The sequence below is a fragment of the Adhaeretor mobilis genome, from assembly GCF_007741515.1.
Taxonomy (GTDB): Bacteria; Planctomycetota; Planctomycetia; order Pirellulales; family Lacipirellulaceae; genus Adhaeretor; species Adhaeretor mobilis.
Genome location: NZ_CP036263.1, coordinates 1,316,174 through 1,331,279, shown reverse-complemented (window position 1 = coordinate 1,331,279; position 15,106 = coordinate 1,316,174). Strand labels below are relative to the sequence as shown.

Genomic DNA, 15,106 nt, shown 5'->3' with positions numbered 1-15,106 from the left:
TTGCGAGATGGATCACTCTTTGATTAGCCCTCGCTCTCTCAGGATCGCCTTCAACTCTGGCTCCATCGTTTCGTATAACTTCTTATTTGCGTAACCGACCCAGGCGACTTTCGTGGTGGTATCCAGCGGCACGTTCAACTCGCCTCCGCGTGGGTCGTTTAACACTACCCCGGCCTCTTGAGCGATGAGCGCCGTACAGATGTCGTAAGGGTGACAACAGTGCCCCAGGCCTTGCTGACGCTCGTCGGCGATGGGTTGCATGAGCGGACGCAAATCAGCCACAAAGCGATCCTGCCCCGTCGCCAGTCCGTAAATCTGCCCACCAGTACAAGCGTATTGATCCTCAAATGCGCGTGCTTCGTCGCCACCTTCTCCACAAACGGGCTGCGGACCTAGCAAGCGAGCGATCAGTTCATCGTCAATCGCGGCCAGCACATCACGCACGCCGGGGAAGAACCGACACACGGTTGCAAACCCTTGACGAATAGTCGTCGCCTGCGAGGGTCGAATCGCCAACGTCCGGGCTTGCCCGCTTAGCCGATCCACTCGCACACCGTGCGCCCCTCCCCCTCGCAGCGCCCAAAGTTGATCGCCAAGATGCTGTTTCAACAACGGGATCTCCGTCATGAGAGCAAGCTCTATGTCGGCCAGCGAAGTCTTGTCGCCTTGGTTCGGAGCCACGCCCGTAAGTATCCAACCGGGGCGTTTCTGGTACATCAGCCCCCGCGTACCGTCGATCGGGTCGACGATGATCCGCCAAACGGCTTCCTCCTCAGAAGTTCCCGCCGGCAAGGCGATCACACCGTCGCCTGGCAGCCCTTCGCACACCACGACGATAGGCACCTCGCTCGCCACTTCGCGACTGAGCATTTCGATCAGCTCTTCTTCACTGACCCGATCAATGGGAAACACAATGTCACCCGCACCGGCTTCGCTGGCCGCCGCTTGGTCGTCCATCGTGGCGAGCACGCCCTCGCCGTGGTTCTCGAATGCGATGAGCAGCTTATCGCGCATCGCGTCGTGCACTACTCGGAGTTTGCCGAGGAGCCAGTCAAGTTGTTCCGATTGTTTCTGCTCTGGGTCATGCATCTTTGTAAACCCAATTTTGAATGTTAGCCCGCATCGTCCCGATGCCGCTTATGACAATGGACAACGCTCACGGCAGCGGGACGCTGCGAGCTAACACGTCTTTGTGAGTTCTGCACTTTTGCTCGTAAGGCGTGTTTTCATGAGCAAAACTCCGCGGCAAATGCGCTGCACACTCGCTACAAAGCATTACGGTATATTGACTTACCCGAAAACTCCCTCGACAACCGGATCGACTTTTGCTTTACGATGCTCCGCGCGATTGTTGCTGCACCTCTCAGTGCCGCATCACCGCATTGCTTGTTCGGGCTACAATACAGAGCAAACCCATTTTAGCGGATTGAGTGACCAAAAGCGTGCAGAATCGGCGACTGGCTACTACAGCTGCGCTTCTGCTCAGATTTTGAATCGCCTGCAAAGATCCGGAAGTCCCGAGAATAGTTCGGCGAGGTGATGCTGTTCTGCTTCTCAGGAAACGTGCCGAGTAGATCATTTTTGATATGCTGCTATCTATACGGCTTGTCAGCTATCGTATTGAAGTTCCGGTTAACCGCACTGGTCACATTCGGAGGTCCGCCACGTGATCAACTACCTGGGTTCCTATTTAAGCTTTGGGCTTTCTCCGCTTCTTTCCTAGTACCTCTGGAACTGAACCTGCGACGAGTCGTCAATAAGAAGATTCCTTAATGCCTGGCGCGGAGGGTGACACTGCTGGCGCTTAGAACCTCCGGCTTTCGTTAAACGGTAAGAGACTAGTCTTCAATCACTTGTCCAAACGCAATATCGTGGCCGTCGAGGTCTTGGATGCCGAACTCTTTGACCCCGTAGGGTTTGATACCCAGGTGGTAGTCGATTTTGGCGCCGCTTTGTTGATACTCGGCGTAGATCGCCTCGACATCCGTTACCCAGAAGTAGGCATTCCACATCTTGTCAACTACACGCCAATAGGGCTGAAGATCAGCCTCTTCCGGTGCTTGGCTAAGCATGACGGTATGTCCGTCGCGCCGGACCATACAAAAATCAAACGGCTCGCCCCAAAAGCGATCGTACGCAAAACCGAGTTGGTCACGAAAGTAGTTCGCCGCAGCCACAACATCGCGTACAAGCAACACAGGTGCAACTGCTTGAATTTGCGTCATAATTGTCCTTTGGAATCATTGGTGTCGCCAACTGGAAAACGCGATACTTGCTGATCGGCTGCCGTCAAGCAACCCGCCGCTGCAACCACACCAGCGCAACGAAGTCATAAAGCGAGTGAGCCAGTATCGGCGCTACAAGATCGTCGTACTGCTGGGTAAGCCAACCGAAGTAGAAACCCACGACCGTGGCAACCACAAAGTACGTGGGAGTGGCGGCGTGGACGGCTCCGAAAAAAAAGCTGGAAACGGCTAAGCCGACAAGCGGCACCGACCACTCGCTGATGATCGGCTGGAGGGCTCCGCGGAAGAGGATTTCCTCGCCCACGCCGGCAGCGATTGCTAGGCCCGCTAGCTGGGGCCATGTTGACTCAGCAAAGAGCTCTGTCACGAGAGCTCGTACTCGCTCTCGCATGTTCGCCAGCGGGGCCCAGGACGATTGCATGGCCAGGGCCAGCCCGGCAAGCATGGGCAAGGTGGCTAGCACGCCCCGGAGAATGGAGTCGCTTGCTGGAGTGAGCCAGTCCTGGAGTGGCAGTCCGAACCACTTTGCCAACAGGGCCCCGGCTAGGCCCAGGGAAAGCTCGAACACGATCCCCACGGGGGCAATATTCTGGTTGGTGGGGGCATCGTTGTGCATGGATTCACGGCTGTTTTCTTGCTACTAAACCGGCTCGCGCCGGGTATCTGACAATAACCTTCACCTGCTTCTTCCAACCACGAATCTTACGAATAGCACGAATTTCTGGGACCCTCTGTAAGCCGAAGGCAACCTGCCTTGTGCCAAAAAACCTACCAACAACATTCGTAAGATTTGTGCAATTCGTGGTTACATCGGTACTGCCAAAAGGGCTGCCAAACCCCTGCGCCGGTTGACGATTACCCCTGGGGCAGATACGGTATCTGATTCGTTTTTAGTCTGTGGGACCGTCTGGGGAAAGCCTTTTCTCGGGCGATCTAACTGTATTGAAACCGCGCAAGGCGTAGCTCGTGGGCTACTGTCAGCTCAATTGCTACTGAAGCCGACTCGAAGATGCTTCAGCAAACAACTCAGCGTGCCTGAGTCCTAAACACTGTTCGTGAGAACCGCCCCCTCGGGGCTGCGTTTCACGAGTCTATTGAACGTACACTGTCACTAATTGTATTTGGAAGGTTGATTCCCGATGGCTAAGAAAGCTGCCCCCAAGAAAAAGACTGGTAAGCCGAAGAAATCTGGCACGCCTAAGATGGCATACTACTTTGGTTCCACAAAAACTGAAGGCGATAGCACGAAGAAGCAGTTGCTTGGCGGTAAGGGTGCGAACCTTGCAGAAATGACCAGCATCGGCCTGCCCGTGCCTCCCGGCTTCACGCTCACCACCGAAGTTTGCGACCTCTACTACAAAAACAAAAAGAAGCTGCCCGCTGGCTTGATGGATGCGGTGCGTAAGAACATCAAGATGCTCGAAAAAGAGCTGGGCAAAAAGTTCGGCGACAAGAGCGAGCCGCTGCTCGTTTCGGTGCGATCCGGTGCTGCCGTTTCAATGCCGGGTATGATGAACACGATTCTCAATTTGGGCCTCAACGACGTTTCGGTAGTTGGACTTGCCAACGCGACCGGCAACCAGCGTTTTGCCTACGACGCGTATCGCCGCTTGATCAACATGTATGGCGATGTGGTTTGTGATGTCGATCACCATCACTTCGAAGTCGCTTTCGACAAGATCAAGAAACAGTACGGTGCCAAGCTCGATACGGATGTGCCAGTCGAAGGCATGGTCAAGCTGTGCGACGAATACAAGCGAGTGTTCAAGAAGCACTTCGGCAAGCCTTTTCCACAAGATCCCGTCGATCAGTTGGAACTGGCCATCGAAGCGGTCTTCAAGAGTTGGATGCAGTCGCGTGCCGTGCGTTACCGCCAAGTGGAGAACATCACTGGCTTGCTGGGTACCGCTGTCAACGTGCAGTCGATGGTGTTCGGCAACATGGGCGACGACTCAGGCACGGGCGTGGCGTTCACGCGTGATCCATCGACCGGCAAGAACGAATTCTATGGCGAATTCCTTATCAACGCCCAGGGCGAAGATGTGGTCGCCGGCATTCGCACGCCGCAGCCTGTGAAAGAGATGACCAAGTGGAACAAAAAGGTCTATGAGCAGCTCATTAAATACAAGGGCAAGCTCGAAAAGCACTATAAGGATGTGCAAGACATCGAGTTCACCATCGAGAAGGGCAAGCTCTACATGCTGCAGACTCGCAACGGTAAACGCACTGGTGCTGCCGCGGTGAAGATTGCTTGCGACATGGTCAAAGAAAAGCTCATCACGGAGAAGATGGGCGTGATGCGGATCCCTGCGGGCGACCTTACGCAGCTGTTGCTCCCGAGCTTTAGCCCTGCCGCCAAGAAGAAGGCCAATATCTTGACGACTGGACTGCCAGCGTCGCCAGGTGCCGCTGTTGGCAAACTGGCGTTTACCGCGGAAGAAGCGGTTAAGCGAACGAACGATGGCGAGAAGGTGTTGCTGGTTCGTAAAGAGACGAACCCCGAAGACATCGACGGCATGCACTCAGCGGCAGGTATTCTCACGAGTACCGGCGGCATGACCAGTCACGCGGCCGTTGTGGCACGCGGTTGGGGTCGTTGCTGTGTAGCAGGTGCCGGCGATATTCAGATCGACGAGAAGAAACGCACCATCAAAGTGGCTGGCAAGAAGTTCACCCACAAGGACACACTCTCGATCGATGGCTCGACCGGCGAGGTCATGCCGGGTGAAGTCGAAACGCAAACTCCTAAACTGTCTGGCGACTTCGCCACGGTCATGGGCTGGGCTGACAAGTATCGCAAGATGCTTGTTCGCACGAACGCCGATACGCCCGCCGATGCGAAGAAAGCCCGCGAGTTCGGTGCTCAAGGCATCGGCCTGTGCCGCACCGAGCATATGTTCTTCGAAGGGGATCGCATCATGGCGATGCGGGAAATGATCCTGGCGGAGGACGAGGGTGATCGCAAGAAGGCTCTTAAGAAGCTGCTTCCTGTGCAGCGGAAAGACTTCGTCGGCATCTTCACCGCGATGAAAGGCCTACCGGTTACGATTCGACTGTTAGACCCACCACTGCACGAATTCCTGCCTCACGATGCGAAGAGCCAGCAAGATTTGGCGAAGCGTATGGGCGTGAAGGCGGGCGAGATCAGCAGCCGCGTTTCTGCCCTGCACGAATCGAACCCCATGCTTGGCCATCGTGGCTGCCGACTAGCGGTAACCTACCCTGAAATCCTAGAGATGCAGGTTCAGGCGATCACCGAAGCGGTCATTGCCTGCAAGGCGAAGAACATTGACGCTCAGGCGGAAATCATGATTCCTCTGGTTGGTACAGCGGCTGAATTGAAGCTGTTGGCCGACCGCGTGCGAGAGGTTATCAAGCAGACGCAGGAAGCGAAGAAGAGCAAGGGAGACCTGAAGATTCTGGTCGGTACCATGATCGAGATTCCTCGTGCCGCTCTCACCGCCGATCAAGTGGGCGAGCATGCAGACTTCTTCAGCTTCGGCACGAACGACCTGACGCAAATGACGTTCGGCTATTCTCGCGACGACATTAATACCTTCCTGCCAGATTACTTGAACGAGGAAATCCTACCACGCGATCCTTTCCAGACGCTCGACTCCACGGGCGTAGGCCAGTTGGTCGCTATGGGCGTAGAGAAAGGCCGCAGTGCAAAGAAGAATCTGAAATGCGGCATCTGCGGCGAGCACGGTGGCGACCCAGAGAGCATCCAGTTCTGCCAAGAAGTTGGTTTGAACTACGTCAGTTGCAGCCCATTCCGCGTGCCTATCGCACGCCTCGCAGCTGCCCAAGCAGCCTTGGGCGCCTAGCAGCGTTAAGGGCAGCTTGATTGAAAAACGAAAGGGCCTCGATCGCAAGATCGAGGCTCTTTCCTATGGGTCAACGCGTGGTTGCTAGCCATGGGTTACACAGCGCGCCCCCTGGCCACAATCAAAAATTACCCCGCGCAGAGGTACGGAAATCGTGGAATCCTTTCTTACAGGAGGGAACAGAGGAAACGGAGAATGCCTAGTTTGCAATTCTCTGTTCTCACTGTTTCCTTCTGTTCAAACCTACCCGTGATATGTGATATCCGTGCTACTAATGGTTACAAGTCTTGCCGCGTGCGCAAGTTCTCTTTCAACCGTAGGGTATCGCAGTTTCTTACTCTGCGTGAAATGGTTTGGTTGCGGCCATAAGATGCACTGTGCAATCCGTGTTTGAGTTTGGCAGTTGTTTTTTGACCCGGCCTCCTAAACCTGCTGCTCAGCAGCGGCGAGGACTTCGCCGAAGGGCACTCGCTCCAGCGCTGCGAAGTCCTTGTGGCTGCGGAGCTTTGCTTGGCTGGCAGCGGGGGAGGCGACGCCGCACAGGAAGCGAGTGAGTTGGCGAGGGCTCCGGAGTGCATCGTGACGCTCTTTGGCAACGCGGGCTATGACTTGCCGATCAGAACCCGAGAGCGTAACGGCCGTAGCGGGAAGCGGTTGGGCGACAGCACCCAGGCAGCGATCGCAGTGCCCGCAGGGGCCACGTTCTTCGCCGAAGTAGTCCAGCAGCGTTTGTGTGAGGCAACCGGCCGATTCCACCAAGTCGATGACGGTGCGAATACGGGTGATGTCCTGTTCCTCGCGCTGAAGGAAACGCTCGTTCAGCGTTTCGATGAGTTCCCGGCGATCATCAGGGTGTTTGAGCAGGCGGAAACCGTGCCGGACGCCAGCGGTTTGCAGAATGAGATCGCCCCGACCGTCAAGGTAGTCAAGAGCGGCAACGATGCGCTCGCGGGGTTGGTTGAGATTCACAGAGGCCTGGGCCACATCAATAGTGAGCCAGGTTGACGCCTTGCGGGATTGCCGAAAAATGTCTGCGATGAATTTCGCGCGACCTTCGTCGAACTGCTCAAGGATTTCTGCCGAACTGCGCTGCGGCTTGAATTTGTATTCCGTGTAGATGGCACCGGTCGGTTGAAGGATACCTTCCAGCTCTAGATACGTGAGCAGCGTCTTGATCACGAGATCGCGAACATCGTGCTCGCGTGAAAGGCGATAGAGCGAGAGTTCAATCGTCTCACCTTGGTCGAGCACGGCATCCACTAGCGAGGCAACTGCCTCCGCAGTGGGCGTATCGCCATAGCTGAAGTTTTCCAGGGTAATGACATCGTCCGCACAGGCGAGCAGTTCGCAGTGGGCGGGTTGGCCATCGCGACCGGCTCGGCCGATCTCTTGCATGTAGCTTTCCAGGCCTTTGGGCAAGTTGTAGTGATACACCGCGCGGATATTCGCCTTGTCGATGCCCATGCCAAAGGCAATCGTGGCGACAACAATCATGTCCTCAGCCGCCATGAACTCTTCTTGGATCTCGTTTCGTTTCTCTGATTTCATGCCAGCGTGATAGGCACGGGCATTCAAGCCTGCGCTTGTTAAGTAGGCAGCAGTCTGCTCAGCCGTTTTCTGGAGCGTCACGTAGACGATAGCCGGCTCTGCGGGGCGCTCCTTGAGACGTTCGACGAGGGTTCGCTTACGCTTCTCGTCTTCGCAGGGCGCTGCATGCAGGCTCAGATTGGGTCGGTAGAAGCCGGTCTTCACAGCGTCCGCTTGCGCAATGCCAAATGCCTCGACGATGTCGGCTGCCACCTCGGGTGTTGCTGTAGCGGTGAGCGCTAATACGCGGGGAATTTCCAGCTTCTTCGCGAGCGATGCGATACGCAAATAGTCGGGCCGAAAGTTGTGGCCCCAGGCACTGATGCAGTGGGCTTCGTCCACGGCCAACAGGGCGAGCTTTAATCGGCCGAGCATGGCCATGAATCGCTCGTTGCCCAGTCGCTCCGGAGACACGTATAACAGGCGAGTCTTGCCGGACTGTAGATCGCTGAACACTTGCAAGTTTTCTTCGCGTGTGAGACTGGAATCCAAGCGAGCAGCGGCAATGCCCTTGGCTTGAAGGAAATCGATTTGATCCTTCATCAGCGCGATCAACGGCGAAACCACCAGCGTGAGACCGTCGAGCAGCAAGGCCGGCAGTTGGTAACAAAGGCTTTTACCGCCCCCGGTCGGGAAAATCGCAAGTGAGGAACGCCCTTCTAACAACGCGGCGATGACCTCTGCTTGGCCGGGACGGACTTCGGAGAAGCCGAAGACTTCCTCGAGTTGAGACTGGGCGGCGGCGGGAAGTTGGGTACTATTTGACACGGGAGCTGCTTCTAGAGTGGCCGACATGAGAGGGGGCTCTTTCTTGACAACTGGGCTCGTGGAAGGGTCGCAATTCCATCGCTTGCAGAACAGTGAACGTCCGTTCACTTAGGCAATTTAGCGAAGGGGCGACGTTTTGCAAGCAGAAACTTGTGGAAAAGTTTAGCCGCCGAGCTTACGCGACGCAGATCACGGGCATAAATCACGCGCCGACCAAGGTCGACGACTAACGAGAGCCAAAGAGGGGTCGACGACCTGATCAGCCTTAGCCTGCCATGCGTCGACCTTCGACTGATTCTTTCTCAGCGGCTGGATGCAGACGGATGGCGCCGCGGACTGGGCTGCGGCGTTCTTGGACGAATCCGCGGCGACCTGTGCTGAAGAATTCGGCGAATTCGGCGGCTGGAGTACCTGCAAACTGCGTCTCGACCGCGGCGATCATCTCATCAAACGGTAAGCCTTCGCGATAGACGAGGCGGTAGGCCTCTTTGAGGCTTTTCACTTGAGCACGATCAAAGCCGGCTCGGCGGAGGCCGATGCGATTGAGCCCGACGATCAGAGCCGACTCGCCATCGGCGAGCACGAAAGGTGGCACGTCTTGCACGACACGAGCACAACCGCCGATCATGGCGAGGCGACCAATGCGGCAAAACTGATGCACGGCAACGCTACCGCCCAGGCAAGCGCGATCTCCCACGTGGACATGACCGCCGAGCAAAACATTGTTGGTAAGAATGACGTTGTTCCCTACAAAGCAGTCGTGAGCAACGTGAGCACCGGCCATCAGAAAGCAATCGTTGCCAAGCCGAGTCTCGCTTACCGAGTGCAACGGCCGGTGGATCGTGACGTTCTCTCGCAAGGTGCAGCGCTCACCTACGATCACATTGCCCGGCTCTTCGGTGGGGCTTGTGTGCTGGGCGAGCCCGCCGATAACGGTGTTCTCATGCACAACGCACTCGCGACCCAGCGTGACGCCAGACTTGATGACGACGTTGGCTGCTATCTGGCAATCTTGTCCGAGGGTGGCTCCCGCTTCGACGATCGAGAACGGGCCAATCTCTACGCCGTTATGCACTTGGGCATGCGGGCTCACTAATGCCATTGGGTGAATCGACACAATCTGGGTCCTTCGTCTAGCAGTTGCTGCGGCAGCATCGGGAGACGGTTGCCGCGGGGATGGCAACTGTCTTGCTAACGGTGGTATCGGCTGGTTGGGTTATGCGGGGTTAGCCAATGCCAGCGGTTCTGGGAAAGAGTGTGGGGAACTCTGTTACTCGATTGCTAGCAGAGTCGCCGGGTGCAGCTGCGCGAACGTGGCGAAGGCTGGATATTGTGGAAAAAGCACCACCATATCTCATTTACGCAAAACATTGTCGCATTTGCGTTTCTGCCTGGTATATTGGGGGGAATGTCTTGTTTGGTGTGAATACTCAGGATACCGTGTGGTCTGTTCATCGTTATCGCACCCGTGCACTACTACCTCTTGGAAATACGCATGAAACATCTAATCGCCTTCTCGGCCGCACTACTTTTTTGTTTCGCTCTCACGACTCGCCCTGCTGAGGCGGTTATTGCCTACGATCAGAATGTCACGCCTGAAGTGATTTTTGGTAGTGGTAATGCGAACGGAGGTTTCACAACCGACACAGTCGGAGTCGTTGAACTGGGTCTTCGCGCGAAGCAACGCTTTCCGGCAGCAAATGTCTTTAACAGCGACGGGGCTGGCGGATATACTTTTGACGCTGGCGAGTCTTCCCCCGGATCAGGCCGTGCTCTTTGGAACTATGAGTGGTCGATCAATACCGACACAGCAACCGGCAGTCAAAAGCTTGCTGATCTCACATATAGGCTCGATATCGATAGCGATCCTGCTGTGGGCTCTGCCAGTTTCACCTCATTCGATCCGATGGATGGTAGCAACCACACCGATGGTTTCTTCGATCATGCTTTTGGATTGAATAGCACTGGTAATGGAGCAGGAGTAGTAGCGAGTGATGTCGCGAGCTACAACACTGCTCTTACTACCTATAACGTCGCGCAGAATTCCTGGGCAACTGTGTGGGCCGGACTTGATACGACTGCAGCTGGTGAGTACGAGATCGTGCTGAGTGCCTTCGATGGTGCTACCGTTGTTGCTTCAACCAGCATCGTAGTCACTGCCGTCCCTGAACCTTCCGCCTTCCTGTTCGGCGGGTTGGTCTGCAGCGTCTTGGGTGCGAACTACTACCGCAAGAACAAACAAGCCAAAGCCTGATTTCCTGGCTCACGATAAACCCAAAAAACAACCAGCCCTTCATCCGGCTGGTTGTTTTTTTATGCGCCGCGTGTCAATGCCAGCAATCCCTATCTTGGAAATGAAGAAACTAGACGGGATCAACAGGATGGACAGGATTTCCTGAAAAGACCCACTGCTGTCACAATCCTGTTGATCCTGTCTAATACTTCCCAGGTGATCTCATCGGAGGTAGCGTCTAGCCGCAACAAGTAACCATACCCTAAGATGGAGGCATAGCGAGTAACTGAACATTTCCCAAACACTGCTGCAGAGTAGCCATGAGCGAAGCAAATACTGATGCCTTGACCCAACTCTACGACGAGGCGGATAGCCTGAAAATGGCGGGCGATCTCGATGGGGCCGTGGGTAAGTTGAACGAAGCGTTGGAACTCGACCCGGGGTACACGCTGGCCCACTCGGCACTGGCGGTGATCCTGCAGCGGCAAGGCAAGCACGACGAGGCGATTACCCACGCCGAGAAAGTCACGGAGCTTGCTCCCGAAGATCCGTTTAGCTTTACGGCGATGAGCGTGACGTACCAGCGTGCCTACGCCGGCACGAACGACCAGGCTTATATCCAAAAGGCTGAGGATGCCATGGAAAAAAGTCGGATTCTTAGCCAGCGGTAGGGCAAACGCGGTTACCCTACTGCACATGACCTGCAGAAGAAGTAAGCCGCCGAACTTGGTCGGCGCTCGGTCCCAGAGTCACAACCACTCGGCCTTGCAACTCCGCGGCGACCAAGGTCGACGGCTAACGGCTTATCTCTTGCACGAGACGCAAAGTAGGCCTATGGTGCCAAAAGCCAGTAGCAACGAGCTGGGCTCGGGGATTTGTGTGCTGGTGCGGAAGCTAGCCAAGGCTTGTGCTTGCTGCTCAGTGACGCCGAGGTCGGCAAGTGTACCGCCCGATTGTTGGAAGGCGAAGCCAAAATTGTAGCCGTCTGCTTCGCCAAATTCAGTGGCATACTCCCAGCCATCGTCGTAGCCTTGTTCCAAGCCGTCGAGTTCGCCCAGGGTGGCGCCTTCAGACTCGCCATCAACAAAAGCCGCGTCGAAGGCTTCTGCGTAGGCCGGCTGATAGGCCTGGTTGTAACCTTCCTGCTCACCAACTTCGCGTCCTTCGGTGAGTCCAGCACTCTTACCCTGGTCGTACCAGTACGGACCGTCTTGGGGAGGAGAGTAGCTACTGGTAATGGTGATGTTACTACTGGTGCCCGTTGGCCACCCCCAACCTAAGCTCGGATTGTATCCGCCGCTAGTTAGTATCACACCACTTGGAAACTCGTTGGATAGAAAGAGGCCAGAGCTTAGATCGATGCCAGAGGATGATAGAGACTGTGTATACTCCTCACCGTCGCGAAAACCTTCTATAAAGCTGGTCGCAAAGTGGAGGTCGTAGCTATCGATTGCCCCCGCATCGTAGGCATCGTCGTAAACAGCATCGTAAGCAGGCTGATAAGCTGCTTCCCACCCAGAGTCGTAGCCATCGACTTGGCCGGCTTCGCTGCCCGCGGTTGCGCCTTCGCCTAAGCCCACTTCAAACCCAAGTTCGTGGCCGAGGGTGTAGCCGAAGTCGTATCCCTGATCGTAGTTAATCTGAAACTGCGAGGGAGGACTACTCGCCAGGGCAGTCGAGACACTCAACACGAGGACTAGGGCAATGGCAGATGAAAAGAGACAACGAAAAGTCGTAAGCATACGAACCTCAGGGGCAATGCGGACAATCACATGAAATTACCGGGAGCCCCACCCTACCATGGGACTATCCGAGCGGCAAGCTTTTCCGACTGCCGATTCCCCCCCCTGATTTCGGGCGGTTCTCCGCACCCCTAGCCTTCTTGGGCGCCTGGGGAACCTGGTTGGGCGACTACGCGCTTCTGCACGTCAGTTTCTAGCTTGCCGAAGGCTTGTTCGTGCCTTTGTACCGAAAGATGCAAGGCGTGCAGCATGCGTTTGGCGGTGTAGTAGTTGGTGACAATCCGCTGCGTGATCTGCACAGGCTCAGTAGGCACGCCAAAGGGCTGGCTGTTGAGACCAAAATCGACGATGAGCTCTTCAGGCGTACCTGTGACACGGCAGAAGTTAGCGTAGGAACAGGTGGCGCCGGAGTCGTCTACTTGGACGCGCTGTTGTTCTTGTTGCTTGCCGGCCTCAGCGGGTGCGTCTGCTTTTTTCTTATCGTCTGCCATGGGGAGATCCTCTGTTCGATGGTTTTCTGAGCGACTAGTACGCTAGATTTCAGTGGTTTGCTGAAGGTTTAGTTTAGCGGGAATCAGTCTGACGGGGAGGGGAAACCTCGAATACTGGAACGGTGGGGTATCGGTCAGGAGTTGGACCGGGGTCGGGGACGACCCGGCTCTCAGGGTTCGTCGGTCTCTTTTCGCCATAGTCGCAGGATGACGCTTTCGCCGCCGCCGAGCATGGGATAGTCGCCTAGCTTGCGCAGCTCCAGTGGCTTCATGAAACCGCGGTGACGCGCTTCGGCCCGTTCTTCGACCCAGCTCTTGCCCTTGATAAGTAGTAGCTCGTCAAATGCATCCCAATGCAAGTTGAACCAATAAAGCAGTTTCGCGAGGGGTGCTACCGCGCGGGCGGTGAGCGTGTCGTACGTGGAAAGCTCCAAGGCTTCTTCGGCTCGGCAGGCTAGCACGGGAACCGAGAGGCCCAATTCTTCGACCATGGCGAACAGCACTTTCGCCTTCTTCTGTGTCGACTCGCAAACGCTCACTTTGAGATCGGGCCGGCAGATGGCAATCACCAATCCCGGAACCCCACCACCAGAGCCAACATCCAGCACGCGGTTGCCCTGGGCGATGTGCTTGGCCAGTTCGAGGCTATCCACCACATCACGGCCCACGAACTTGGCGAGCGTGGTGTGCCGCGTTAGGTTAATCTGTTCGTTGAAGCGCCAGAGGACCTCGCGATAGCGGTCGAGCAGCTCCACTTGTGGTTGCTCAAGCTCGATCTCAAAGTGCGCAAGCGCCTCGTTGAGCGTACCGAACTCTGGATCGACGGGCGGCTGTTCTGTAGGTGACGGTTCTGACAAGATCGCAGCTCTCAGGTTAAATTCGAATTCTGTTGCTCTTGATTGTCTAAGAAGTGCCCGCTTGCCGCTAGCTCCTCTGAACGGGTTTTGAGCGCGAATGTCACAATTCCCCACTGAAATACTAGACAGGATCGACAGGATTTACAGGATGGGGGGGGCAAGAAGTCGTTATCCCGTAAATCCTGTTGATCCTGCCTGATTTCTTAGATCGCATTGAATAGCATGTTTGGCATCCTCAATATCAACAAGCCGGCTGGCTGTACCTCGCGTGACGTGGTGAATCGCGTGCAGCGACTCGTGAAACCGGTGAAGTGCGGCCATGCGGGTACGCTAGATCCGCTGGCCACCGGCGTACTCGTGGTATGCCTAGGAGGGGCGACTCGGCTGATCGAATACGTTCAGCAAATGCCGAAGACCTACCGGGGCACGTTTCTGCTGGGCCAATCGAGCCCGAGCGACGATGTGGAAACGGAAATCACGCAGCAGGAGAACGCTCCGCGGCCTACGCTGGCGGAAATTGGGGCGGCACTCCCACAGTTCCTGGGCACAATCCAGCAACGCCCACCAGCCTACTCCGCGATCAAGCAACAAGGGCAACGTGCCTACAAGCTGGCCCGCGAAGGGAAACAGGTCGAACTGGCTGCCCGACCGGTAACGATTCATTCCCTTGCTATCGAGCGTTACGATTATCCGGAACTGGAACTCACCATCCATTGCGGAAGCGGCACCTACGTGCGCAGTTTGGGACGCGACTTGGCGAAATCTCTGGGCACTTGCGCTGTGATGTCGCAACTAGCAAGAACCGCCATTGGGCGATTTGCAGTGGCGGACGGGCTGTCGCTGGAAGGTCTCCAGCTCGCTACGATTGAGCAAAACCTGCAACCGGCTCGACTGGCGGTTGAGCAATTGCCCACGCTTACGCTCACTGCAGCGCAGTGGGAGGAGATCTCCCACGGGCGGGAAATCGCCGCTTGCGGCTTAGCGGAAGAGGAGGAAATGGGCGACGACATTGAAACGGACAGCGCCATGGCCGCTAAGCCGCAAGCGGCTAATGCGGCAGTCAATGAGCAAGGCGAACTCATCGCACTGCTCAAGCGAACTTCTCTCGGAAAGTTTCGCGCGACGCGCAACTTTCTCAAGCCGTCATAATCGGTACGCTATTGGGGCTCTTCTTGGTGCCACTGCTTCTTTGGGACGAACCACTAGCCCACGAGCTACGTCTCGCTAGAAGAAGCTAAGTCTCAATCGACCGGGCGAGCCATAAGTTGAGTCGTACTGTGCTCGCCGGCTAGGGTTGGTCACGTTGTTCCCAAAGTAGCGACTGGTACTGTTCTTATACTTCGGCAAACGCTAGC

General features: G+C 56.1%; 12 protein-coding genes. 4 read left to right on the top strand and 8 right to left on the bottom strand.

What is annotated here, in order from left to right; all coding sequences use genetic code 11:
* Nucleotides 1-12 precede the first annotated feature (12 nt).
* The 3 genes from HG15A2_RS05230 to HG15A2_RS05220 all read right to left on the bottom strand — a co-directional run bounded on the left by HG15A2_RS05230 (nucleotide 13) and on the right by HG15A2_RS05220 (nucleotide 2,862).
* Nucleotides 13-1,089, bottom strand: a complete 1,077-nt coding sequence (locus HG15A2_RS05230) for an inositol monophosphatase family protein (protein ID WP_145058517.1) — start codon at nucleotides 1,087-1,089, stop codon at nucleotides 13-15.
* Nucleotides 1,090-1,838: 749 nt separating this feature from the next.
* Complete coding sequence (locus HG15A2_RS05225; protein ID WP_145058516.1) at nucleotides 1,839-2,225, bottom strand: VOC family protein; 387 nt, start codon at nucleotides 2,223-2,225, stop codon at nucleotides 1,839-1,841.
* 64 nt (nucleotides 2,226-2,289) lie between these two features.
* Nucleotides 2,290-2,862, bottom strand: a complete 573-nt coding sequence (locus HG15A2_RS05220; protein WP_145058514.1) for a CPBP family intramembrane glutamic endopeptidase — start codon at nucleotides 2,860-2,862, stop codon at nucleotides 2,290-2,292.
* Between the two features lie 523 nt (nucleotides 2,863-3,385).
* Here HG15A2_RS05220 and ppdK point away from each other — a divergent pair.
* Nucleotides 3,386-6,073: a pyruvate, phosphate dikinase gene (ppdK, locus tag HG15A2_RS05215; RefSeq protein ID WP_145058512.1), complete on the top strand. Its 2,688-nt coding sequence runs from the start codon at nucleotides 3,386-3,388 to the stop codon at nucleotides 6,071-6,073.
* A 423-nt stretch (nucleotides 6,074-6,496) separates the two neighbouring features.
* Here the strand turns inward: ppdK and HG15A2_RS05210 are convergent, their stop codons facing one another.
* Together HG15A2_RS05210 and lpxA are read right to left on the bottom strand one after the other, a co-directional pair.
* Complete coding sequence (locus tag HG15A2_RS05210) at nucleotides 6,497-8,455, bottom strand: RecQ family ATP-dependent DNA helicase (protein WP_145058510.1); 1,959 nt, start codon at nucleotides 8,453-8,455, stop codon at nucleotides 6,497-6,499.
* A 238-nt stretch (nucleotides 8,456-8,693) separates the two neighbouring features.
* On the bottom strand, nucleotides 8,694-9,545 hold the full coding sequence (gene lpxA / locus HG15A2_RS05205; RefSeq protein ID WP_145058507.1) for an acyl-ACP--UDP-N-acetylglucosamine O-acyltransferase: 852 nt from the start codon (nucleotides 9,543-9,545) through the stop codon (nucleotides 8,694-8,696).
* Between the two features lie 378 nt (nucleotides 9,546-9,923).
* On the opposite strand from lpxA, the gene HG15A2_RS05200 reads away from it, so the two are divergent.
* Both HG15A2_RS05200 and HG15A2_RS05195 read left to right on the top strand, forming a co-directional pair.
* On the top strand, nucleotides 9,924-10,682 hold the full coding sequence (locus HG15A2_RS05200; protein ID WP_145058505.1) for a hypothetical protein: 759 nt from the start codon (nucleotides 9,924-9,926) through the stop codon (nucleotides 10,680-10,682).
* 299 nt (nucleotides 10,683-10,981) lie between these two features.
* The gene (locus tag HG15A2_RS05195; protein WP_145058503.1) at nucleotides 10,982-11,332 is read left to right on the top strand and encodes a tetratricopeptide repeat protein; all 351 of its coding nucleotides are present in this window, start codon (nucleotides 10,982-10,984) and stop codon (nucleotides 11,330-11,332) included.
* Between the two features lie 132 nt (nucleotides 11,333-11,464).
* On the opposite strand, the gene HG15A2_RS05190 is transcribed toward HG15A2_RS05195, so the two are convergent.
* The 3 genes from HG15A2_RS05190 to rsmG all read right to left on the bottom strand — a co-directional run bounded on the left by HG15A2_RS05190 (nucleotide 11,465) and on the right by rsmG (nucleotide 13,751).
* Nucleotides 11,465-12,403: a FliH/SctL family protein gene (locus HG15A2_RS05190; protein ID WP_145058501.1), complete on the bottom strand. Its 939-nt coding sequence runs from the start codon at nucleotides 12,401-12,403 to the stop codon at nucleotides 11,465-11,467.
* A gap of 131 nt (nucleotides 12,404-12,534) precedes the next feature.
* Nucleotides 12,535-12,894, bottom strand: a complete 360-nt coding sequence (locus HG15A2_RS05185; protein WP_145058500.1) for a DUF3467 domain-containing protein — start codon at nucleotides 12,892-12,894, stop codon at nucleotides 12,535-12,537.
* A gap of 170 nt (nucleotides 12,895-13,064) precedes the next feature.
* Nucleotides 13,065-13,751, bottom strand: a complete 687-nt coding sequence (rsmG, locus tag HG15A2_RS05180) for a 16S rRNA (guanine(527)-N(7))-methyltransferase RsmG (protein ID WP_145058498.1) — start codon at nucleotides 13,749-13,751, stop codon at nucleotides 13,065-13,067.
* A 222-nt stretch (nucleotides 13,752-13,973) separates the two neighbouring features.
* On the opposite strand from rsmG, the gene truB reads away from it, so the two are divergent.
* Entirely contained in the window at nucleotides 13,974-14,900 is a 927-nt protein-coding gene (gene truB / locus HG15A2_RS05175; protein ID WP_145058496.1) for a tRNA pseudouridine(55) synthase TruB, read from the top strand.
* The last annotated feature ends 206 nt before the right edge of the window (nucleotides 14,901-15,106 follow it).